The organism is Vibrio pacinii DSM 19139 (assembly GCF_000711795.1).
Taxonomy (GTDB): domain Bacteria; phylum Pseudomonadota; class Gammaproteobacteria; order Enterobacterales; family Vibrionaceae; genus Vibrio; species Vibrio pacinii.
In genome coordinates this window covers 90,613-109,585 of sequence record NZ_JONH01000014.1, presented here as the reverse complement: position 1 = coordinate 109,585, position 18,973 = coordinate 90,613, and the positions used below count along the sequence as shown (strand labels likewise).

Genomic DNA, 18,973 nt, shown 5'->3' with positions numbered 1-18,973 from the left:
ATACTCACAGATGTTGATAAAACGATAGGGACGAATAATGAATAAACGCATTTTACTGGGCAGTTGCCTCACTTTAGCTCTGCTCGGTTGTCAAAGCACTGGCACGCAAGGTGATACCACGCAAGCGAGCAACACTAACTACAATCAATTGGCAACAGCAGCGCTCACGGGTGCTTTACAAGTTTGGGGGCAACAGTCAGGGGCCGCTAGCACTGACTTAGCGTCGACGGTACAACAAGCGTCTGGCGTTACCTCAGAGCAAGCCGTTGGAGGGATTGGTTCGATGCTGGCGCTGGCACAAAGCTCATTAGGAAGTAGTCAAAGTAGCGAGCTCGCAAATCTTATACCAGGCTATGAGTTGCTTGAAAGCAGTGGACTCTCTTCAATGATAACCAATAGTGGCGCAGTAGACAGTGCCTTCGCAGCACTGGGAATGGATCCAGCAATGGTGAGTACCTTCGCACCACTGATCATCAACGCCCTTCAAAGCCAAGGAGCAAGCTCTGCGTTAATGCAGGGGCTATCGAGCATTTGGCAATAGTACATACGCTGTAATCGTGTAATAACGATGTTGCACTTTTCTACAGGCACAAAAAAACCGAGCTAATGCTCGGTTTTTTCGTTCATACGAACCTGATTACTCAGCAGCTTCTTCAGCAGCTGGGCGATCTACAAGCTCAATGTAAGCCATTGGAGCTTTATCGCCAGTACGGAAACCAGCTTTTAGGATACGAGTGTAACCGCCCTGACGAGCAGCAAAACGTGGACCTAGTTCGTTAAATAGTTTTGCAACTACTTCGTTGTCACGAGTACGTGCAAATGCTAGACGACGGTTAGCAACGCTGTCAGTCTTAGCTAGTGTAATCAAAGGCTCAACTACGCGACGTAGCTCTTTTGCTTTTGGCAATGTAGTCTTGATAACTTCATGACGTACTAGAGAGCTAGCCATGTTGCTAAACATCGCTTTACGATGTGAGCTGTTGCGGTTGAGTTGACGACCACTCTTACGATGGCGCATGACCTAATCCTTCTAACTATTATCGATTAATCTTCAGCGATAGACGCTGGTGGCCAGTTTTCTAGGCGCATACCCAGAGACAGACCACGTGATGCAAGTACGTCTTTAATCTCTGTAAGAGATTTTTTACCAAGGTTAGGCGTTTTAAGTAGCTCAACCTCAGTACGCTGTACAAGATCACCGATGTAGTGAATCGCTTCTGCTTTCAGACAGTTAGCAGAGCGAACTGTTAGTTCAAGATCGTCTACAGGACGCAGTAGGATCGGATCGAATTCTGGCTTCTCTTCCTTCTCCTCAGGTACACGTACATCACGAAGATCTACGAACGCATCCAATTGTTCAGCTAGGATAGTAGCTGCACGACGGATTGCTTCCTCAGGGTCTAGCGTACCGTTCGTTTCCATATCGATGACAAGCTTGTCTAAGTCTGTACGCTGCTCTACACGAGCCGCTTCAACAGAATAAGCAATTTTATCCACTGGGCTGTACGTAGCGTCAACCAGTAGGCGACCAATAGGACGCTCATCTTCTTCAGTATGGATACGAGCTGAAGCCGGAACATAACCACGACCACGTTCAACTTTGATACGCATTGCGATCTCAGCGTTGTCATTAGTTAGATGACAAATAACGTGTTCAGGGTTAGCGATCTCTACATCACCATCATGGGTGATGTCACCTGCAACCACAGGGCCCGAGCCTGATTTATTCAAAGTAATGAACACTTCATCTTTGCCTTCGGCAACGTGTACAGCCAAACCTTTAAGGTTTAGTAGGATTTCAAGAATATCTTCTTGAACGCCTTCTTTAGTGCTGTACTCATGAAGTACGCCTTCAATTTCTACTTCTGTTACAGCACAACCTGGCATAGAAGATAGAAGAATACGGCGAAGTGCATTACCAAGAGTATGGCCAAAACCACGCTCTAATGGCTCAAGAGTTACTTTTGCGTGAGTCGTGCTGACTTGTTCGATGTCAACAAGACGCGGCTTAAGAAATTCTGTTACAGAACCCTGCATTGTGTCCTCTCTTTAGTTTAACCTTACTTAGAGTAAAGCTCGACGATCAATTGTTCGTTGATGTCAGCAGACAGATCTGAACGCTCAGGCATACGCTTGAATGTTCCTTCCATCTTACTACCATCTACTTCAATCCAAGTTGGTTTTTCACGTTGTTCAGCAACTTCTAGAGCAGCCTTAATACGAGATTGCTGTTTAGCTTTCTCGCGGATAGAAACAACGTCATTAGCCGCAACTTTGAAAGAAGGAATGTTTACAACTTTACCGTTAACTAGGATAGCTTTATGGCTAACTAGCTGACGTGCTTCTGCGCGAGTTGCGCCAAAGCCCATGCGGTAAACCACGTTATCAAGACGACCTTCAAGAAGCTGAAGTAGGTTCTCACCCGTGTTGCCTTTAAGGCGCGCAGCATCTTTGTAGTAGTTACGGAATTGTTTTTCTAGAACGCCGTACATACGACGTACTTTTTGCTTCTCACGAAGCTGAACGCCATACTCAGATAGACGACCGCGACGAGCGCCGTGTACACCTGGTGCGTTATCAATTTTACACTTGGTATCGATCGCGCGTACACCAGACTTAAGGAATAAGTCAGTACCTTCGCGACGGCTAAGCTTCAGCTTAGGACCCAAATATCTTGCCATGATCTTTCTCCAGTGTTCTAAAAAACGTTATACGCGACGTTTCTTAGGTGGACGACAACCGTTATGAGGGATTGGTGTAGCATCAACGATGTTAGTGATGCGGAAACCAGCAGCGTTCAGTGCACGAACTGTAGATTCGCGACCTGGACCTGGACCCTTAACCATAACTTCCAAGTTCTTTAGACCGTATTCTTTAGCCATTTCAGCACAACGTTCAGCAGCAACCTGTGCAGCGAACGGAGTAGACTTACGAGAACCACGGAAACCTGAACCACCGGCAGTAGCCCATGCAAGAGCATTACCTTGACGGTCAGTGATGGTTACGATTGTGTTATTGAAAGAAGCATGGATGTGCGCTACGCCATCTGCTACTTGCTTGCGTACGCGCTTACGAGCGCGAGTTGGTTGTTTAGCCATTGTACTCTATACCTTCCCGATTATTTCTTGATCGGCTTACGCGGACCCTTGCGGGTGCGAGCATTGGTTTTAGTACGCTGTCCACGTAGTGGTAGACTGCGACGATGACGAAGACCACGGTAACAACCAAGGTCCATAAGGCGCTTGATGTTCATTGATACTTCACGACGTAGATCACCTTCTACAGTGTATTTAGCTACACCATCACGCAGTTGATCGATCTGCTCTTCAGTTAGTTCACTGATCTTAACATCTTCAGCAATACCCACTTCAGCTAGAATAGCTTGAGAGCGAGTTTTACCGATGCCGTAGATTGACGTTAGTGCAATCACAGCATGTTTTTGATCAGGAATGTTAATGCCTGCTATACGGGCCATTATTCACTCCATAGTGTTTCATAAAAGAATTAGCCGCAGCAAAGCCCGTTTAGGATACGCTGCGGAGTACTACTTCTTTTGCACGCAAAAGGTAGGCCGGGGAATATACTCGACACTACCTTATATTTCAAGTAAAAATTTCTGCTTATTAGCCTTGGCGCTGTTTATGCTTTGGCTCACTGCAAATCACGCGAACGACACCGTTACGCTTGATAACTTTACAGTTACGGCAGATTTTTTTAACGGAAGCACGAACTTTCATTGCTAAACTCCGTAGATGAAATCTGAGACTACTGTCGGATTAACGACCGTACCCTTTCAGATTTGCCTTCTTCAACACAGAATCATACTGTTGGGACATCAGATGAGTCTGTACCTGTGCCATAAAGTCCATAATAACAACCACTACGATAAGTAGTGATGTACCGCCGAAGTAGAAACGTACGTTCCACGCGACCATCATGAACTCAGGAATCAGACAGATAAAGGTAATGTAAAGCGCACCCGCTAGGGTTAAACGCGTCATTACTTTATCAATATACCTAGCTGTCTGTTCACCTGGGCGGATGCCGGGTACGAATGCACCTGACTTCTTCAAGTTATCTGCTGTTTCACGCGGGTTGAATACCAACGCCGTGTAAAAGAAACAGAAGAAAATAATCGCTGCTGCATAAAGCATTACATACAGAGGTTGACCTGGGCTAAGAGCCAAAGACACGTCAGTTAACCAACCGAACGCGCTGCTCTCACCATTTTGACCAAACCACTGCGCCAGTGTTCCTGGGAACAGGATAATGCTTGATGCAAAGATTGCTGGAATAACACCTGCCATATTAATTTTAAGTGGCAAGTGAGTGCTTTGCGCAGCAAATACTTTACGACCTTGTTGACGCTTTGCGTAGTTAACGACGATTCGACGTTGACCGCGCTCCATGAACACAACGAAGTAAATAACTGCAAAAGCAAGTACACCAATCAACAACAGAAGAAGTACATGCAATTCACCTTGACGCGCTTGCTCGATTGTTTGACCGATTGCAGATGGCAATCCAGCAACAATACCTGCAAAAATGAGTATCGAAATACCATTACCGATTCCGCGCTCTGTAATTTGTTCACCTAGCCACATTAGGAACATGGTACCGGTTACTAAACTTACGGTTGCAATAAGCGTAAACATGGTTTGGTTGATAACAACCAGATTATCGACCATGTTTGGTAGGCCTGTTGCAATACCAATCGCTTGGAATGTTGCAAGTACAAGCGTGCCGTAGCGTGTATATTGGCTTATCTTACGACGGCCTGCTTCACCCTCTTTTTTGAGTTCAGCTAACGCTGGATGAACTACAGTTAGCAGTTGGACAACAATAGATGCCGAAATATACGGCATGATGCCCAACGCTAATATAGATGCACGCTCAAGAGCACCACCGGAGAACATGTTAAACATTTCTACGATGGTACCTTTTTGCTGTTCGAACAAATCGGCAAGTACAGCTGCGTCAATACCAGGAATCGGCACGAAAGAGCCTGCTCGGAATACTAAAAGTGCACCAATTACGAATAATAAGCGCGACTTTAGCTCACTTAAGCCGCTCTGAGCACTACGAAAATCTTGTCCTGGTTTCTTAGCCATCTGTACCTCGTTCCTCGAGATTATTCCTCGATTTTGCCGCCTGCAGCTTCGATTGCAGCTTTAGCGCCTTTAGTCACACGTAGACCTTTAACAGTCACTGCTTTGTTAATTTCACCAGATAGAACAACTTTTGCAAATTCAATGTTCTTAGTGATAACGTTCGCAGCTTTAAGGCTGTTTAGATCTACAACGTCACCTGTTACTTTCGCTAGCTCAGCTAGACGAACTTCAGCAGACACTAGGCTCTTACGAGAAGTGAAACCGAATTTAGGTAGACGTTGTTTTAGAGGCATCTGACCGCCTTCAAAACCTGGACGGACAGAACCGCCAGAACGTGACTTTTGACCTTTGTGACCGCGGCCACCAGTTTTACCTAGGCCAGAGCCGATACCACGACCTACACGCTTAGCGGTAGTTTTAGCACCAGCTGCTGGTGATAGAGTATTCAAACGCATTCTGATTACTCCTCAACTTTAACCATGTAGTAAACCTTGTTGATCATGCCGCGTACACACGGAGTATCTTCAAGTTCTACTGTATGATTGATTTTACGAAGGCCTAAACCGCGCAAAGTAGCTTTGTGCTTAGGTAGGCGACCAATTGAGCTTTTAGTCTGAGTTACTTTAATAGTTGCCATGGTGTTCTTACTCCGAAATAGATTCAACAGTTAGACCACGTTTAGCAGCAACCATGTCAGGTGACTTCATGCTACCTAGAGCATCGATCGTAGCACGAACGATGTTGATAGGGTTCGTAGAACCGTATGCTTTAGATAGTACGTTGTGTACACCAGCAACTTCTAGTACTGCACGCATCGCACCACCTGCGATAACACCAGTACCTTCAGCAGCAGGCTGCATGTAAACTTTAGAGCCCGAATGGCGACCTTTCACTGGGTGGTGAAGGGTACCTTCGTTAAGCGCGATCGTAGTCATGTTACGACGTGCTTTTTCCATTGCTTTTTGGATCGCTGCAGGTACTTCACGAGCTTTGCCGTAACCGAAACCTACACGACCATTACCGTCACCAACTACTGTTAGTGCAGTGAAGCTCATGATTCGACCACCTTTAACCGTTTTAGAAACGCGGTTAACGGCGATTAGCTTTTCTTGCAAATCATTCGCTTGAACTTGTTGTTCTTTAGCCATCTTCCAACCCTACCTTAGAATTTCAGACCAGCTTCGCGAGCAGATTCTGCTAGCGCCGCCACTCGACCGTGGTATTGGAAACCAGAACGATCAAATGCAACTGCTTCTACGCCTTTTTCAAGAGCGCGCTCAGCAACGGCTTTACCCACTGCTTTAGCTGCATCGATGTTACCAGTGTTCTTAACTTGCTCACGGATCGCTTTTTCTACAGTAGAAGCTGCTGCGATAACCTCAGAGCCATTAGCTGCAATAACCTGAGCGTACACGTGACGAGGAGTACGGTGTACTACTAGGCGAGTTGCACCCAGTTCTGCAATCTTACGACGTGCGCGTGTAGCACGACGGATGCGAGATGCTTTCTTATCCATAGTGTTACCTTACTTCTTCTTAGCTTCTTTAGTACGCACATTTTCATCTGCGTAACGAACACCTTTACCTTTATAAGGCTCAGGCTCACGGTAAGAACGAATGTCAGCCGCAACCTGACCAACAAGTTGTTTGTCACAACCAGTGATCACGATTTCAGTTTGGCTTGGACATTCAGCTTTAATACCCGCTGGCAACTCGTGCTCAACTGGGTGTGAGAAGCCTAAAGTTAGGCCTACAGCGTTGCCTTTGATAGCAGCACGGTAACCAACACCCTTTAGGGTTAGCTTCTTAGTAAAGCCTTCAGTAACGCCAACAACCATGTTATTAACTAGAGCGCGAGCAGTACCTGCTTGTGCCCATGCGTTAGCAACACCTTCGCGTGGACCGAAAGTAAGATTGTTTTCTTCCTGAGCAACAACTACTGCGTCGTTAAGAACGCGAGATAGTTCGCCTTTAGCACCTTTTACAGTAACTTCTTGGCCGTTTAGTTTCACCTCTACGCCAGCTGGAATAGCGACAGGTGCTTTAGCAACACGAGACATAGTCTACTCCTTATTAAGCTACGTAACAGATGATTTCACCGCCAAGACCTGCTTTGCGTGCAGCTCGGTCTGACATCAGACCCTTGGAAGTTGAAACGACGGCAACACCAAGACCACCCATTACAGAAGGAAGTTGATCTTTCTTCTTGTAAACACGTAGACCTGGACGAGAAACACGTTTGATTTGCTCAATTACCGGTTTAGCTTGGAAGTACTTAAGAGTAACTTCTAGCTCAGGTTTTGCTTCGCCTTCAACAGCGAAGTCAACGATGTAACCTTCAGCTTTTAGTAGTGCAGCAATTGCAACTTTAAGCTTTGAAGAAGGCATTTTAACAGAGACTTTGTCTGCTGCTTGACCGTTACGAATGCGGGTCAGCATATCCGAAATCGGATCTTGCATGCTCATATGATTTACTCCAAATGATTAAGTGGCAATTACCAGCTAGCCTTACGAAGTCCAGGAATCTCGCCTTTCATGCAAGCTTCACGAACTTTAATACGGCTTAGACCGAACTTACGTAGGTAACCGTGTGGACGACCAGTTTGGTTGCAACGGTTGCGCTGACGTGATGCACTTGAATCACGTGGAAGAGATTGCAATTTAAGCACTGCATTCCAACGATCTTCTTCAGATGCGTTTACATCGCTAATGATAACTTTAAGCGCAGCACGCTTTTCAGCGAACTTAGCTACAAGTTTCGCGCGTTTTACTTCGCGCGCTTTCATTGAATTTTTAGCCATAACAGTAACCCTTCACCTTACTTACGGAATGGGAAGTTAAAGGCAGCCAGCAGAGCTCGGCCTTCCTCATCAGTACCAGCAGACGTCGTAATAGTGATGTCTAGACCGCGTACTTTATCAACTTTATCAAAGTCGATTTCCGGGAAGATGATTTGCTCGCGAACGCCCATGCTGTAGTTACCGCGACCGTCAAAAGACTTAGCGCTAACGCCACGGAAGTCACGTACTCGTGGAAGAGCGATATTAATTAAACGCTCAAGAAAATCCCACATACGTTCGCCACGCAAGGTTACTTTACAACCGATAGGGTAGCCTTCGCGGATTTTGAAACCTGCAACAGATTTACGCGCTTTAGTGATAAGTGGCTTTTGACCTGAGATCGTTGCCATATCACTTGCTGCGTTTTCTAGCAGTTTCTTGTCGTTGATTGCTTCACCAACACCCATGTTTAGGGTGATTTTCTCGATTCTAGGGACTTGCATGACGCTTGTGTAGCCGAACTCTTTGGCAAGTTCAGCGACTACAGACGACTTGTAGTAATCATGCAGTTTCGCCATAGTAGAACTCCAAATTACTTCTATTAGTTAGAAACGATTTCGTCGTTAGACTTAAAGAAACGAACTTTCTTACCATCTTCGAAACGGAAACCGATACGGTCAGCTTTACCAGTAGCTGCGTTGAAAATAGCAATGTTAGAAACGTCAATTGCTGCTTCCTGCTCAACGATACCGCCTTGGATACCTAGAGCTGGAACAGGTTTTTGATGTTTCTTAACAAGGTTAATACCTTCAACGATAACTTTACCGGTTGCTAGAACCTTAGTTACTTTACCTTTCTTGCCTTTATCTTTACCAGCAAGAACGATTACTTCGTCATTACGACGGATTTTAGCTGCCATCTTACGTGCTCCTTACAGAACTTCTGGAGCCAGTGAAACGATCTTCATGAACTTATCGCCACGAAGTTCGCGAGTCACAGGACCAAAGATACGTGTACCGATTGGTTGCTCAGTATTGTCATTCAACAATACGCAAGCATTACGGTCGAAGCGAATGACAGAACCGTCTGGACGACGTACGCCTTTACGGGTGCGAACTACCACCGCCTTCAGAACGTCACCTTTTTTAACTTTACCGCGAGGAATTGCTTCCTTAACAGTAACTTTAATGACGTCACCGATATGTGCATAACGGCGGTGAGAGCCACCCAGAACCTTAATACACATTACGCTGCGAGCGCCTGAGTTATCAGCTGCGTCCAGCATACTTTGCATTTGGATCATGTTAGTGCTCCGCTAATATATAAAAAAACTAGACCCTCACGGGTCGGGCTGCCTCTTTAAAAGGGACGCGAATTGTACCACCCTTTTTTATGATTGGGTAGTCAAAAAATAAACGGCCCCAAAAATATTTTTTGGAGCCGTTCTAGCTATAGAATAGAGAAGATTACATCTTCGCTTTTTCTAAAACTTTTACCAAAGTCCAAGACTTAGTCTTAGACAGTGGACGACACTCTGCGATTTCAACTTTGTCGCCTAGGCCACATTCGTTGTTCTCATCGTGTGCGTGTACTTTAGTCGTGCGTTTTACGAACTTACCGTAAATTGGGTGTTTTACGAAACGCTCGATAGCAACAGTGATAGACTTATCCATCTTGTCGCTAATAACACGACCTTGTTGAGTACGTTTTACTTCGCTCATTATGCGCCTGCCTTTTCAGTCAAAACAGTTTTCACACGTGCGATATCACGGCGTACAGCTTTCAGAGTATGAGTTTGCTGTAGTTGACCAGTCGCAGCTTGCATACGCAAGTTGAACTGTTCACGCAACAAATTCAATAGCTCAGAGTTAAGCTCTTCAACGCTCTTCTCGCGTAGATCTTGTGCTTTCATCACATCACCTGCTTAGTTACAAATGTAGTTTTGAATGGCAGTTTACGAGCCGCAAGGCGGAACGCTTCACGCGCCAATTCTTCAGGTACACCACCCATTTCGTACATTACCTTTCCAGGTTGGATTTGGGCTACCCAGTACTCAACGTTACCTTTACCCTTACCCTGACGAACTTCAAGTGGTTTTTCTGTGATAGGCTTATCTGGGAACACACGGATCCAGATTTTACCTTGACGCTTAACGTGGCGTGTCATTGCACGACGTGCCGCTTCGATTTGACGAGCAGTCAGACGACCACGGCCAATAGCTTTAAGACCGAATTCGCCGAAGCTTACATCAGTACCTTTAGCTAGACCACGGTTACGACCAGTCATAACCTTACGGAACTTAGTACGTTTAGGTTGTAGCATCTGTCGACTCCTTACTTACGGCCTTTGCGCTGCTTCTTAGGCTTGTCGCCTTTAGGCTCTACAGCGTTAGCTGCTGGCATGCCGCCTAGAATCTCACCTTTGAAGATCCAAACTTTAATGCCGATTACACCGTATTGGGTGTGAGCCGAAGAAGTTGCGTAATCAATGTCAGCACGTAGAGTGTGTAGAGGCACACGGCCTTCACGATACCACTCAGCACGTGCAATTTCAGCGCCGCCTAAACGACCACTTACTTGTACTTTGATACCCTTAGCACCTAGACGCATTGCGTTTTGTACCGCGCGCTTCATAGCACGACGGAACATCACACGACGTTCTAGTTGAGACGCGATGCTGTCGCCAACAAGCTGAGCATCTAGCTCTGGCTTGCGTACTTCAGCGATGTTGATCTGTGCTGGTACACCTGCAATTTTAGCTACAGCTGCGCGTAGTTTCTCTACGTCTTCACCTTTCTTACCGATAACAACACCTGGGCGAGCAGTGTGAATAGTCACACGGATGCTCTTAGCAGGACGCTCGATAATGATACGTGAAAGAGATGCTTTTTTCAGTTCGCTTGTAAGGAACTGACGTACCTTGAAGTCGCCGTCTAGGTTGTCAGCGAAATCTTTGGTGTTAGCAAACCATGTAGCATTCCAAGGCTTAACGATGCCTAGACGAATACCATTAGGATGTACTTTTTGACCCATTGCTTACTCTCCTAGTCTCAAGCGTCTGCTACAACAACAGTGATGTGGCTTGAACGCTTCAAGATACGATCCGCACGACCTTTAGCACGAGGCATAATACGCTTCATGATAGGGCCTTCATCTACGAAGATTTTTGCGACATTTAGATCGTCAATATCTGCACCTTCATTGTGCTCCGCGTTAGCGATAGCAGACTCTAGAACTTTCTTGATCAGGTCAGCAGCTTTTTTGTTGCTGAATGTCAGGATTTCTAGAGCTTGGTCTACAGATTTTCCACGAATTTGGTCCGCAACTAAGCGAGCTTTCTGAGGCGAAATGCGAGCAAAGTTATGTTTAGCTAGTGCTTCCATCATCTACTCCCTAACGCTTCTTAGCTTTCTTATCCACGACATGGCCGCGGTAAGTACGTGTTGGTGCGAATTCGCCCAGTTTGTGGCCGATCATTTCTTCGGTTACAAAAACTGGTACGTGCTGACGACCATTATGGACAGCGATGGTCAAACCGATCATCGTAGGGATGATCATTGAACGACGGGACCAAGTCTTAATAGGCTTTTTGTCTCCGCTTTCCACCGCTTTCTCTACCTTCTTCAGCAAGTGTAGGTCAATAAATGGACCTTTCTTGAGAGAACGTGGCATGGCGATTCCTCTTTATATAGATTACTTATTACGACGACGTACGATGTACTTGTCGGTGCGTTTGTTCTTACGAGTCTTGAAGCCTTTAGTAGGCTGACCCCAAGGTGATACTGGGTGACGACCACCAGAAGTGCGGCCTTCACCACCACCGTGTGGGTGATCTACTGGGTTCATTACCACACCGCGAACGGTAGGACGAACACCACGCCAGCGGTTTGCGCCAGCTTTACCAAGTTCACGTAGCATGTGCTCAGAGTTACCAACTTCGCCGATTGTTGCACGGCCTTCAGATAGAACTTTGCGCATTTCACCAGAACGTAGACGGATAGTTACGTATGAACCGTCGCGAGCAACGATTTGAGCATACGCACCAGCCGAACGGGCTAGCTGACCACCTTTACCAGGCTTAAGTTCAACGTTATGTACAGTTGAACCTACTGGGATGTTACGCATTGGAAGTGCGTTACCAGCTTTAATCGGTGCATCAGCACCTGACTGGATAGCATCACCCGCGTTAACACCTTTAGGTGCTAGGATGTAACGACGCTCACCGTCTGCGTACAGAACTAGAGCGATGTTAGCACTACGGTTTGGATCGTATTCTAGACGCTCAACTTTCGCTGGAACACCGTCTTTAGTACGTTTGAAGTCAATGACACGGTAGTGGTGCTTATGACCACCGCCGATGTGACGTACTGTAATACGACCGTTGTTGTTACGACCACCATTCTTAGAGTTTTTCTCTAGAAGAGGTGCGTATGGCTTACCCTTGTGTAGGTCAGCGTTAACAACTTTAACAACGTGACGACGACCAGGGGAAGTCGGCTTACATTTAACAATAGCCATTTCTCAACTACTCCTGTTATTCCGCGCCGCCAACGAAGTCAAGATCTTGACCTTCTTTCAAAGTAACGTACGCTTTCTTAACGTCGCTGCGGCGACCTTGGCGTAGACCTTGACGTTTGGTCTTACCCTTAGTGATAAGGGTATTTACTGACTTAACTTCAACTTCAAATAGCTTTTCTACAGCTGCTTTGATCTCTTTTTTAGTAGCATCTTGAGCTACTTTGAAAACGATAGTGTTCGCTTTCTCAGCGGCCATAGTCGCTTTTTCAGAGATGTGCGGTGCACGTAGAACTTTTAGGATACGCTCTTCAGTGATCATGCTAGCATCTCCTCAACTTGTTTAACTGCATCAGCAGTCATTACAATTTTGTCGAACGCGATTAGTGAAACTGGATCAATACCAGCTACGTCACGAGCGTCAACTTTGTATAGGTTACGAGCTGCTAGGAATAGATTCTCATCTACTTCGCTAGTCACGATAAGCGCATCAGTTAGCTCAAGCTCTTTCAGCTTAGCTACAAGCTCTTTCGTTTTTGGTCCTTCTACTGAGAAGTTATCAACAACGATTAAACGCTCTTGACGAACTAGCTCAGACAGAATGCTCTTCATAGCACCACGGTACATTTTTTTGTTTACTTTTTGGCTGTGATCTTGTGGTTTCGCAGCAAAAGTAACACCACCTGTACGCCAGATTGGGCTACGGATTGTACCAGCGCGCGCACGGCCAGTACCTTTTTGACGCCATGGCTTAGCGCCACCGCCAGAAACTTCTGAACGTGTTTTCTGAGCACGAGTACCTTGACGAGCACCTGCAGCAAACGCTACAACTACTTGGTGTACAAGAGCTTCGTTAAACTCACGTCCGAAAGTAGTTTCGGAAACAGTTAGTGCATCAGCACCTTTAACCATTAGTTCCATTACTTACTCCTGAGACGTTATGCTTTAACAGCTGGTTTAACGATCACGTTGCCACCTGTTGAGCCTGGTACTGCACCTTTAATAAGAAGCAGATTGCGCTCAGCGTCAACACGTACGATCTCTAGGTTTTGAGTCGTTACACGCTCAGCACCCATGTGACCTGCCATTTTCTTGCCTTTAAATACGCGACCTGGAGTTTGACATTGGCCAATTGAACCCGGAGCACGGTGAGACAATGAGTTACCGTGAGTCATATCTTGAGTACTGAAGTTCCAACGCTTGATAGCGCCTTGGAAACCCTTACCTTTAGATGTACCAGTAACGTCTACTTTCTTAGTTTCGTTGAATAGTTCTACTGTTAGTTCAGCACCAACTTCGAACTCTTCGCCGTTTTCCAAACGGAATTCCCAAAGACCGCGACCAGCTTCAACACCTGCTTTAGCAAAGTGACCTGCTTCTGGCTTAGTTACGCGGTTAGCTTTCTTAGCACCAGTAGTTACCTGGATTGCTGCGTAGCCGTCTGTATCAAGTGTTTTAACTTGAGAAACACGGTTAGCTTCAACCTCAACAACAGTTACTGGGATAGAAACGCCTTCTTCAGTAAATACGCGGGTCATGCCCACTTTACGACCGATTAGACCAATCATTCTTCTAATCTCCCTTAACCTAGGCTAATTTGAACGTCAACGCCCGCAGCAAGGTCTAGACGCATTAGAGCATCAACAGTTTTGTCTGTTGGCTCAACGATGTCGATTAGACGCTTGTGAGTACGAATTTCGTACTGGTCACGTGCTTTCTTGTTAACGTGCGGAGAGATAAGAACTGTGAAACGCTCTTTACGAGTAGGTAGTGGGATTGGACCACGAACCTGTGCGCCAGTGCGCTTAGCTGTTTCAACGATTTCCGCGGTAGAAGCATCGATTAGTTTGTAATCGAAAGCTTTTAGGCGGATACGGATACGTTGGTTCTGCATGAGACAGAGCTCCAAAATTAAATATTACACAAACAATATCGCCACTCAAACTCGTCAAGACGAGAGAATGCCGATTGATTTATGTGAAACCGTAGCATCCAAGATTAGGACGCATTGTCAGTTAATTTTCGATCAACTACCCCTATGTGGCAGAGTCACCTCTGGGAATAGTTATTCCGAAGAATAAGTAGCTAATTGTATTAACCGCGAACATAAGCTGAGTTTACATTACCTGAAAAATCAAAAAGATAATTCAGCTCCTCGTTACTCATTGGTTCACAACTGGCTTAACCAGTGCGCTGCATTATACAGATCACAGTTTTACTTGCAAGGGGCGGATGAAAAATAAACGGCGCGACTTTTGACGATAAACGCCGAAAAGCGGTAAGAAGTTGGCAACTTGAACTCGATATACTTTAAGTTGTCAGTTGCGATTGATTAAATTGATACTAGAAATTGTGCTGCTATTACAAAAAATAAAACGCAGATTGAGTCAGCAACCTGCGTTTTATTTTACGTTATCAAAGTGCAGTCGCGTTCGATTACGCCATACGCTGACGTACCGCTTCGAACAAACACACGCCCGATGCGACAGAAACATTCAAACTTGAAACTGAACCTGACATCGGGATCTTAATCAAATCATCACAGGTTTCGCGAGTAAGACGGCGCATACCATCGCCTTCTGCACCCATGACAATCGCCAGCGGTCCTGTCAGCTTAGCTTGATAAATATCGTGCGTTGCTTCGCCAGCCGTTCCGACAAACCAAATCCCCTGCTCTTGCAATGCGCGCATAGTACGAGCCAGATTAGTCACACGCACCAATGGAACGGTTTCCGCCGCGCCACAAGCCACTTTACTCACTGTGGCAGTAATATTGGCTGACTTATCTTTGGGTACGATTACCGCCGCGACTCCCGCCGCATCAGCATTTCGTAAACACGCACCGAGATTGTGTGGGTCTGTCACCCCGTCTAACACCAACAAAAGTGGTGATTCTTGTTGGGCAATGATGTCGTCTAGATCGTTTTCGTTAAGCTGCTTGGCCGGTTTAACTCGCGCCATGATCCCCTGATGATTAGCACCACGTGCTTTGTCGTCGAGAGTTTTGCGCGTCATCTGTTGAATCGACACACCACACGTTTGCAGATCATTTAAAATCGGCATTAAGCGGTCATCTTGACGACCTTTAAGTACGAACGCTTCAATAAAGCGTTCAGGTTCGCGTTCTAATACCGCTTTCACAGCGTGAATGCCGTAGATAAATTCGTTACTCATTAATCAAAACCTATTGGTTGTTCGCTACCGCTAATTACGCGTCGTCCGGACTGCGTTTGCTTGTTTTTGGCTTACTGTGCGGTTTCTTCTTGCGCGCTTTTTTGACCTTGGGCTTTTTCGCTTCACCTTGACCTGCGACTTTATCCGGTCGTTTAGTCGGTTCCACTTCCGGCGTAGCTCTTAAGGCCGCTTTGCCTCCTTTGCTCGCCGTACGCTTTTTTTCCTTGGCTTTGAGTTGCGCTTCTACCGCTCGTTTTTTGGCTGTTTTGCCTTTGCCGCGTAGCTTACGGCTTGTTCCAACTAATTCAAAGTCAATTTGACGATCATCTAAGTTGACGGACAGCACTTTAACTTTGACCGCATCGCCAAGACGATAGATAGCACCAAAGCTTTCGCCAATCAGTCTTTGTCCAATCGGATCAAACTGGTAGTAATCATTGTCTAACGCAGAGATATGCACTAAGCCATCAATGTGCAGTTCACTTAGACGAACAAAGAAACCAAAACCGGTGACATTGGCAATCACACCATCAAGCTCTTCACCGACATGATCTTGCATGTATTCACATTTAAGCCAATCCGACACTTCACGTGTTGCATCATCAGCACGGCGCTCAGTCATCGAACATTGCTCGCCGTAGAAGTCCATATCATCAAATGAGTAGTGGTAACCTCCGGTTGGCGTCCAACGATCTTGGTTACGCCCCTGCTCTTTTGCAATCAAATATTTAATTGCACGGTGAAGCAACAAGTCTGGATAACGACGAATCGGTGATGTGAAGTGGGCGTAGCGTTTCAGTGCCAAACCAAAGTGACCACAGTTATCTGCATTATACACCGCTTGTTTCATCGAACGCAGTAGCATGGTTTGGATCAGCTCTTTGTCTGCACGCTCACCAATCTGTTTAATGAGGTCGGCATAGTCAGTTGGTGAAGGCTCTAAACCACCATTGAGGTGCAGACCCAGCTCGCCTAAGAAGTCACGGAAACCTTGTAAACGCAGTTCACCGGGTGATTCATGAATACGGAACAGTGCTGGTTCTTTGGCTTTCTCGACCAAAGATGCCGACGCAATATTGGCTAAGATCATGCATTCTTCAATCAGCTTATGCGCATCGTTACGAATCACAGGTTCAATACTGTCGATTTTACGCTCAGCATTAAAGATAAACTTAGTTTCGATGGTTTCAAACTCAATTGCACCTCGATGTGCACGTGCTTTTTTCAGCACCTTGTACATATTGTGCAACTCTTCTAGGTGCGGTACCACGGGTTCATAACGGCTACGCAGTTCTTCATCCCCTTCAAGGATGTCATGCACCTTGTTATAAGTGAGTCGAGCATGCGAATTCATTACCGCTTCATAGTGCTTATAACCCGAGAGCTTGCCGCTGTCTGAGATGGTCATTTCACATACCATACACAGACGATCAACTTGTGGGTTTAACGAACACAGGCCATTCGACAATACTTCTGGCAGCATAGGGACAACCTGTGATGGGAAGTAAACCGAGTTACCACGGTTGATGGCTTCTTTATCGAGCGCTGTACCTGGGCGGACATAGTAGCTTACATCAGCAATCGCGACCCAAAGGCGCCAGCCGCCGCCTTTCTTCGCTTCACAGTAGACCGCATCATCAAAGTCGCGCGCATCTTCGCCATCAATAGTCACCAACGGCAATTGGCGTAAATCAACGCGGTCCACTTTAGCTTCTTCAGGAACTTCCTCGCCCAAATCGGCAATCTGCTTAGTCACTTCTTCCGGCCAATGATGCGGAATTTGGTGAGTACGGATCGCAATCTGCGTCTCCATACCAGGGGCCATGTTTTCCCCTAACACCTCGATAACCTTACCCATCATGCCACGTGAGCGTGAACCACGGTCGGTAATTTCAATCACCACCACATTGCCCATACGCGCACCGGCGCGGAGATCGTTCGGGATCAAAATATCTTGGTGAATACGCGAGTCATCTGGCACAACATACGAGTAGCCGTATTCCATAAAGAAGCGGCCAACGATTTGTGTTTGACGCTCTTCTAAAACGCGCACCAGTCGACCTTCCTTACGGCCACGCTTAGAATTATCAGTCGGTTGTACTAAAACAAAATCACCATGGATAATGTTTTTCATCTGGTGGTGTGGCAAAACAATATCGTTATCTTTGCCGACACTTCCTTCTGGACGAACCCAGCCATGACCATCTTTATGACCAATCACGTAGCCTTTAACCATCTCTAGTTTTTCTGGCAAGGCGTAACACTGACGACGAGTAAAGACTAATTGACCATCTCGCTCCATGGCGCGTAGACGACGGCGCAGACCTTCGTAGTGTTCCTCTCCTTCAAGCTTTAATGCTTCGAAGATATCGTTACGATTCATCGGTACGCCAGCTTGGTTTAGAAATTCTAAGATAAATTCTCGGCTCGGGATCGGATTTTCATAATTTTCCGATTCACGAGCGGCAAATGGGTCATTATGGGTATTGTCTGACATAGGCACGCCTATTAGTAGAAGGAAGGTAGTTAAAACTAGTATATCTGACTCATAGAGTAAGCTACAGGTAAGTCGAGTTAAAAACGAAATTTTTAATCGTTTTCATCACTTAGCATAATTCTATTGGTAGAAAAGTGTGTTAATAGAAAAGCAAAAATGCCCAGCATTCGCGTTGGGCATTAAGTCGAGTCGCTAATCAGAGTGCAGTATGGTTAGCGAAAGGTGTTACCAGAAAGTGTCGCGTTTTTTAGCGCGCGCAATGATGTTTTGCGGCATTCGGCGCTCTAAACCTTGGCGTAATACATTGATTCGTTTGTGCGTGCGTTGATCAGCCGTCACCGAATTATAAAGCCAACGATAGGCGTCTTCGTAATCAAGTGGACTACCATAGTCACGCAACAAAAGTTCGGCAAGATGAATGCGAGCATTGAGGTTACCCATTGCGGCGGCTTCGCGCAGATAAGGAATCGCGCGTTCTTTGTCTTGTTGGACTAACGTTCCGCGTGAATAATAACGACCAATTTGCTCAAGCGCTGCTGGCAAACCTTGGTGCGCAGCATTCTCCATATAATAGAGCCCGAGTTCGACATCTTGATCGACACACACGCCCCAAGCAAGCATATCACCGTAAAGAAACTCATACGCTGGCAAGCTGATGCGTGTCGCACGGGCAACAATGTCTTCGATCAACTGGCAATTGTCCGCTTTTACGCGTTCAAGATGTTGATTGTCATTAATCAGTTTAATTAGTTCGGCTTCGGTATAGATAGGTACAGGCTCACCGATTTCAGGCAAGGTATTCGCCTGTACCACTGAGGCACTCAACGCCAGTACCATCGAAGCTGCTAACTGTCTTAGCTTCATGTTCTGCACTCTTAACTTCGACTAAAGATACCTC

The 18,973-nt window shown here is 46.1% G+C and carries 32 protein-coding genes; 1 reads left to right on the top strand and 31 read right to left on the bottom strand.

Going from position 1 to position 18,973, the window contains the following annotated elements; translation table 11 throughout:
• The first annotated feature begins 37 nt into the window (after nt 1-37).
• On the top strand, nt 38-541 hold the full coding sequence (locus BS19_RS10605; RefSeq protein WP_038175194.1) for a DUF2780 domain-containing protein: 504 nt from the start codon (nt 38-40) through the stop codon (nt 539-541).
• Nucleotides 542-637: 96 nt separating this feature from the next.
• Here BS19_RS10605 and rplQ read toward each other — a convergent pair whose 3' ends face one another.
• From rplQ to motX, 31 genes are all read right to left on the bottom strand, one after another.
• Nucleotides 638-1,018, bottom strand: a complete 381-nt coding sequence (gene rplQ, locus BS19_RS10600; protein ID WP_004410405.1) for a 50S ribosomal protein L17 — start codon at nt 1,016-1,018, stop codon at nt 638-640.
• Nucleotides 1,019-1,044: 26 nt separating this feature from the next.
• Nucleotides 1,045-2,037, bottom strand: coding sequence for a DNA-directed RNA polymerase subunit alpha (locus BS19_RS10595; RefSeq protein ID WP_038175193.1), 993 nt, complete (start codon nt 2,035-2,037; stop codon nt 1,045-1,047).
• Between the two features lie 23 nt (nt 2,038-2,060).
• Nucleotides 2,061-2,681: a 30S ribosomal protein S4 gene (gene rpsD, locus BS19_RS10590; protein ID WP_038175192.1), complete on the bottom strand. Its 621-nt coding sequence runs from the start codon at nt 2,679-2,681 to the stop codon at nt 2,061-2,063.
• A gap of 27 nt (nt 2,682-2,708) precedes the next feature.
• Nucleotides 2,709-3,098 (bottom strand): 30S ribosomal protein S11, encoded by a 390-nt coding sequence (gene rpsK / locus BS19_RS10585; RefSeq protein WP_001118870.1) that lies wholly within the window; start codon nt 3,096-3,098, stop codon nt 2,709-2,711.
• 20 nt (nt 3,099-3,118) lie between these two features.
• On the bottom strand, nt 3,119-3,475 hold the full coding sequence (rpsM, locus tag BS19_RS10580) for a 30S ribosomal protein S13 (protein ID WP_005435100.1): 357 nt from the start codon (nt 3,473-3,475) through the stop codon (nt 3,119-3,121).
• 148 nt (nt 3,476-3,623) lie between these two features.
• Nucleotides 3,624-3,737, bottom strand: a complete 114-nt coding sequence (gene rpmJ, locus BS19_RS10575; RefSeq protein WP_000868186.1) for a 50S ribosomal protein L36 — start codon at nt 3,735-3,737, stop codon at nt 3,624-3,626.
• Nucleotides 3,738-3,776: 39 nt separating this feature from the next.
• Entirely contained in the window at nt 3,777-5,111 is a 1,335-nt protein-coding gene (gene secY / locus BS19_RS10570) for a preprotein translocase subunit SecY (protein WP_038175190.1), read from the bottom strand.
• Nucleotides 5,112-5,131: 20 nt separating this feature from the next.
• The gene (gene rplO / locus BS19_RS10565; RefSeq protein WP_038175188.1) at nt 5,132-5,566 is read right to left on the bottom strand and encodes a 50S ribosomal protein L15; all 435 of its coding nucleotides are present in this window, start codon (nt 5,564-5,566) and stop codon (nt 5,132-5,134) included.
• Nucleotides 5,567-5,571: 5 nt separating this feature from the next.
• Complete coding sequence (gene rpmD / locus BS19_RS10560) at nt 5,572-5,748, bottom strand: 50S ribosomal protein L30 (RefSeq protein WP_000201159.1); 177 nt, start codon at nt 5,746-5,748, stop codon at nt 5,572-5,574.
• Between the two features lie 7 nt (nt 5,749-5,755).
• On the bottom strand, nt 5,756-6,259 hold the full coding sequence (gene rpsE, locus BS19_RS10555; protein WP_038175186.1) for a 30S ribosomal protein S5: 504 nt from the start codon (nt 6,257-6,259) through the stop codon (nt 5,756-5,758).
• 14 nt (nt 6,260-6,273) lie between these two features.
• Nucleotides 6,274-6,627 (bottom strand): 50S ribosomal protein L18, encoded by a 354-nt coding sequence (gene rplR / locus BS19_RS10550; RefSeq protein ID WP_038175185.1) that lies wholly within the window; start codon nt 6,625-6,627, stop codon nt 6,274-6,276.
• Between the two features lie 9 nt (nt 6,628-6,636).
• Complete coding sequence (gene rplF / locus BS19_RS10545; protein ID WP_038175184.1) at nt 6,637-7,170, bottom strand: 50S ribosomal protein L6; 534 nt, start codon at nt 7,168-7,170, stop codon at nt 6,637-6,639.
• A gap of 13 nt (nt 7,171-7,183) precedes the next feature.
• On the bottom strand, nt 7,184-7,576 hold the full coding sequence (rpsH, locus tag BS19_RS10540) for a 30S ribosomal protein S8 (protein ID WP_038175182.1): 393 nt from the start codon (nt 7,574-7,576) through the stop codon (nt 7,184-7,186).
• 29 nt (nt 7,577-7,605) lie between these two features.
• Nucleotides 7,606-7,911 carry a 30S ribosomal protein S14 gene (gene rpsN / locus BS19_RS10535; protein WP_038175180.1) on the bottom strand — a complete coding sequence of 102 codons (306 nt, stop codon included), beginning with the start codon at nt 7,909-7,911 and terminating at the stop codon, nt 7,606-7,608.
• Between the two features lie 17 nt (nt 7,912-7,928).
• Nucleotides 7,929-8,468, bottom strand: coding sequence for a 50S ribosomal protein L5 (rplE, locus tag BS19_RS10530; RefSeq protein ID WP_038175178.1), 540 nt, complete (start codon nt 8,466-8,468; stop codon nt 7,929-7,931).
• Between the two features lie 23 nt (nt 8,469-8,491).
• Nucleotides 8,492-8,809 carry a 50S ribosomal protein L24 gene (gene rplX / locus BS19_RS10525; RefSeq protein WP_038175177.1) on the bottom strand — a complete coding sequence of 106 codons (318 nt, stop codon included), beginning with the start codon at nt 8,807-8,809 and terminating at the stop codon, nt 8,492-8,494.
• Nucleotides 8,810-8,821: 12 nt separating this feature from the next.
• Nucleotides 8,822-9,193: a 50S ribosomal protein L14 gene (rplN, locus tag BS19_RS10520; RefSeq protein WP_004410450.1), complete on the bottom strand. Its 372-nt coding sequence runs from the start codon at nt 9,191-9,193 to the stop codon at nt 8,822-8,824.
• A 163-nt stretch (nt 9,194-9,356) separates the two neighbouring features.
• Nucleotides 9,357-9,611 carry a 30S ribosomal protein S17 gene (gene rpsQ, locus BS19_RS10515; protein WP_038175176.1) on the bottom strand — a complete coding sequence of 85 codons (255 nt, stop codon included), beginning with the start codon at nt 9,609-9,611 and terminating at the stop codon, nt 9,357-9,359.
• Nucleotides 9,611-9,802: a 50S ribosomal protein L29 gene (rpmC, locus tag BS19_RS10510; protein ID WP_011078825.1), complete on the bottom strand. Its 192-nt coding sequence runs from the start codon at nt 9,800-9,802 to the stop codon at nt 9,611-9,613. Before rpmC ends, rpsQ begins: the two co-directional genes overlap by 1 nt.
• Entirely contained in the window at nt 9,802-10,212 is a 411-nt protein-coding gene (gene rplP / locus BS19_RS10505; RefSeq protein ID WP_038175174.1) for a 50S ribosomal protein L16, read from the bottom strand. The genes rpmC and rplP overlap by 1 nt, the downstream gene beginning before the upstream one ends.
• An 11-nt stretch (nt 10,213-10,223) precedes the next feature.
• A complete protein-coding gene (rpsC, locus tag BS19_RS10500) occupies nt 10,224-10,922 on the bottom strand; it encodes a 30S ribosomal protein S3 (protein ID WP_038175172.1) in 699 nt (232 codons plus the stop codon).
• Between the two features lie 17 nt (nt 10,923-10,939).
• The gene (rplV, locus tag BS19_RS10495; RefSeq protein ID WP_038175171.1) at nt 10,940-11,272 is read right to left on the bottom strand and encodes a 50S ribosomal protein L22; all 333 of its coding nucleotides are present in this window, start codon (nt 11,270-11,272) and stop codon (nt 10,940-10,942) included.
• A gap of 10 nt (nt 11,273-11,282) precedes the next feature.
• Nucleotides 11,283-11,561, bottom strand: coding sequence for a 30S ribosomal protein S19 (rpsS, locus tag BS19_RS10490; RefSeq protein ID WP_004745876.1), 279 nt, complete (start codon nt 11,559-11,561; stop codon nt 11,283-11,285).
• Between the two features lie 21 nt (nt 11,562-11,582).
• The gene (rplB, locus tag BS19_RS10485) at nt 11,583-12,407 is read right to left on the bottom strand and encodes a 50S ribosomal protein L2 (RefSeq protein WP_038175170.1); all 825 of its coding nucleotides are present in this window, start codon (nt 12,405-12,407) and stop codon (nt 11,583-11,585) included.
• 16 nt (nt 12,408-12,423) lie between these two features.
• Nucleotides 12,424-12,726, bottom strand: a complete 303-nt coding sequence (rplW, locus tag BS19_RS10480) for a 50S ribosomal protein L23 (RefSeq protein WP_038175168.1) — start codon at nt 12,724-12,726, stop codon at nt 12,424-12,426.
• Nucleotides 12,723-13,325 carry a 50S ribosomal protein L4 gene (rplD, locus tag BS19_RS10475; RefSeq protein ID WP_038175167.1) on the bottom strand — a complete coding sequence of 201 codons (603 nt, stop codon included), beginning with the start codon at nt 13,323-13,325 and terminating at the stop codon, nt 12,723-12,725. Before rplD ends, rplW begins: the two co-directional genes overlap by 4 nt.
• A 17-nt stretch (nt 13,326-13,342) precedes the next feature.
• Nucleotides 13,343-13,972, bottom strand: coding sequence for a 50S ribosomal protein L3 (gene rplC, locus BS19_RS10470; RefSeq protein ID WP_038175166.1), 630 nt, complete (start codon nt 13,970-13,972; stop codon nt 13,343-13,345).
• Nucleotides 13,973-13,986: 14 nt separating this feature from the next.
• On the bottom strand, nt 13,987-14,298 hold the full coding sequence (rpsJ, locus tag BS19_RS10465) for a 30S ribosomal protein S10 (RefSeq protein WP_004410492.1): 312 nt from the start codon (nt 14,296-14,298) through the stop codon (nt 13,987-13,989).
• Nucleotides 14,299-14,840: 542 nt separating this feature from the next.
• Nucleotides 14,841-15,578 (bottom strand): 23S rRNA (guanosine(2251)-2'-O)-methyltransferase RlmB, encoded by a 738-nt coding sequence (gene rlmB / locus BS19_RS10460; RefSeq protein WP_038175165.1) that lies wholly within the window; start codon nt 15,576-15,578, stop codon nt 14,841-14,843.
• A 34-nt stretch (nt 15,579-15,612) separates the two neighbouring features.
• Nucleotides 15,613-18,075 carry a ribonuclease R gene (rnr, locus tag BS19_RS10455; protein ID WP_038175163.1) on the bottom strand — a complete coding sequence of 821 codons (2,463 nt, stop codon included), beginning with the start codon at nt 18,073-18,075 and terminating at the stop codon, nt 15,613-15,615.
• Between the two features lie 225 nt (nt 18,076-18,300).
• The gene (gene motX / locus BS19_RS10450; protein ID WP_038175162.1) at nt 18,301-18,939 is read right to left on the bottom strand and encodes a flagellar protein MotX; all 639 of its coding nucleotides are present in this window, start codon (nt 18,937-18,939) and stop codon (nt 18,301-18,303) included.
• Nucleotides 18,940-18,973: the final 34 nt, after the last annotated feature.

Excerpts from the sequence above, each read along its gene's own strand:
- BS19_RS10605 (WP_038175194.1), top strand. The coding sequence starts at position 38 with ATGAATAAACGCATTTTACTGGGCAGTTGCCTCACTTTAGCTCTGCTC.
- rplQ (WP_004410405.1), bottom strand. The coding sequence starts at position 1,018 with ATGCGCCATCGTAAGAGTGGTCGTCAACTCAACCGCAACAGCTCACAT.
- BS19_RS10595 (WP_038175193.1), bottom strand. The coding sequence starts at position 2,037 with ATGCAGGGTTCTGTAACAGAATTTCTTAAGCCGCGTCTTGTTGACATC.
- rpsD (WP_038175192.1), bottom strand. The coding sequence starts at position 2,681 with ATGGCAAGATATTTGGGTCCTAAGCTGAAGCTTAGCCGTCGCGAAGGT.
- rpsK (WP_001118870.1), bottom strand. The coding sequence starts at position 3,098 with ATGGCTAAACAACCAACTCGCGCTCGTAAGCGCGTACGCAAGCAAGTA.
- rpsM (WP_005435100.1), bottom strand. The coding sequence starts at position 3,475 with ATGGCCCGTATAGCAGGCATTAACATTCCTGATCAAAAACATGCTGTG.
- rpmJ (WP_000868186.1), bottom strand. The coding sequence starts at position 3,737 with ATGAAAGTTCGTGCTTCCGTTAAAAAAATCTGCCGTAACTGTAAAGTT.
- secY (WP_038175190.1), bottom strand. The coding sequence starts at position 5,111 with ATGGCTAAGAAACCAGGACAAGATTTTCGTAGTGCTCAGAGCGGCTTA.
- rplO (WP_038175188.1), bottom strand. The coding sequence starts at position 5,566 with ATGCGTTTGAATACTCTATCACCAGCAGCTGGTGCTAAAACTACCGCT.
- rpmD (WP_000201159.1), bottom strand. The coding sequence starts at position 5,748 with ATGGCAACTATTAAAGTAACTCAGACTAAAAGCTCAATTGGTCGCCTA.
- rpsE (WP_038175186.1), bottom strand. The coding sequence starts at position 6,259 with ATGGCTAAAGAACAACAAGTTCAAGCGAATGATTTGCAAGAAAAGCTA.
- rplR (WP_038175185.1), bottom strand. The coding sequence starts at position 6,627 with ATGGATAAGAAAGCATCTCGCATCCGTCGTGCTACACGCGCACGTCGT.
- rplF (WP_038175184.1), bottom strand. The coding sequence starts at position 7,170 with ATGTCTCGTGTTGCTAAAGCACCTGTCGCTATTCCAGCTGGCGTAGAG.
- rpsH (WP_038175182.1), bottom strand. The coding sequence starts at position 7,576 with ATGAGCATGCAAGATCCGATTTCGGATATGCTGACCCGCATTCGTAAC.
- rpsN (WP_038175180.1), bottom strand. The coding sequence starts at position 7,911 with ATGGCTAAAAATTCAATGAAAGCGCGCGAAGTAAAACGCGCGAAACTT.
- rplE (WP_038175178.1), bottom strand. The coding sequence starts at position 8,468 with ATGGCGAAACTGCATGATTACTACAAGTCGTCTGTAGTCGCTGAACTT.
- rplX (WP_038175177.1), bottom strand. The coding sequence starts at position 8,809 with ATGGCAGCTAAAATCCGTCGTAATGACGAAGTAATCGTTCTTGCTGGT.
- rplN (WP_004410450.1), bottom strand. The coding sequence starts at position 9,193 with ATGATCCAAATGCAAAGTATGCTGGACGCAGCTGATAACTCAGGCGCT.
- rpsQ (WP_038175176.1), bottom strand. The coding sequence starts at position 9,611 with ATGAGCGAAGTAAAACGTACTCAACAAGGTCGTGTTATTAGCGACAAG.
- rpmC (WP_011078825.1), bottom strand. The coding sequence starts at position 9,802 with ATGAAAGCACAAGATCTACGCGAGAAGAGCGTTGAAGAGCTTAACTCT.
- rplP (WP_038175174.1), bottom strand. The coding sequence starts at position 10,212 with ATGCTACAACCTAAACGTACTAAGTTCCGTAAGGTTATGACTGGTCGT.
- rpsC (WP_038175172.1), bottom strand. The coding sequence starts at position 10,922 with ATGGGTCAAAAAGTACATCCTAATGGTATTCGTCTAGGCATCGTTAAG.
- rplV (WP_038175171.1), bottom strand. The coding sequence starts at position 11,272 with ATGGAAGCACTAGCTAAACATAACTTTGCTCGCATTTCGCCTCAGAAA.
- rpsS (WP_004745876.1), bottom strand. The coding sequence starts at position 11,561 with ATGCCACGTTCTCTCAAGAAAGGTCCATTTATTGACCTACACTTGCTG.
- rplB (WP_038175170.1), bottom strand. The coding sequence starts at position 12,407 with ATGGCTATTGTTAAATGTAAGCCGACTTCCCCTGGTCGTCGTCACGTT.
- rplW (WP_038175168.1), bottom strand. The coding sequence starts at position 12,726 with ATGATCACTGAAGAGCGTATCCTAAAAGTTCTACGTGCACCGCACATC.
- rplD (WP_038175167.1), bottom strand. The coding sequence starts at position 13,325 with ATGGAACTAATGGTTAAAGGTGCTGATGCACTAACTGTTTCCGAAACT.
- rplC (WP_038175166.1), bottom strand. The coding sequence starts at position 13,972 with ATGATTGGTCTAATCGGTCGTAAAGTGGGCATGACCCGCGTATTTACT.
- rpsJ (WP_004410492.1), bottom strand. The coding sequence starts at position 14,298 with ATGCAGAACCAACGTATCCGTATCCGCCTAAAAGCTTTCGATTACAAA.
- rlmB (WP_038175165.1), bottom strand. The coding sequence starts at position 15,578 with ATGAGTAACGAATTTATCTACGGCATTCACGCTGTGAAAGCGGTATTA.
- rnr (WP_038175163.1), bottom strand. The coding sequence starts at position 18,075 with ATGTCAGACAATACCCATAATGACCCATTTGCCGCTCGTGAATCGGAA.
- motX (WP_038175162.1), bottom strand. The coding sequence starts at position 18,939 with ATGAAGCTAAGACAGTTAGCAGCTTCGATGGTACTGGCGTTGAGTGCC.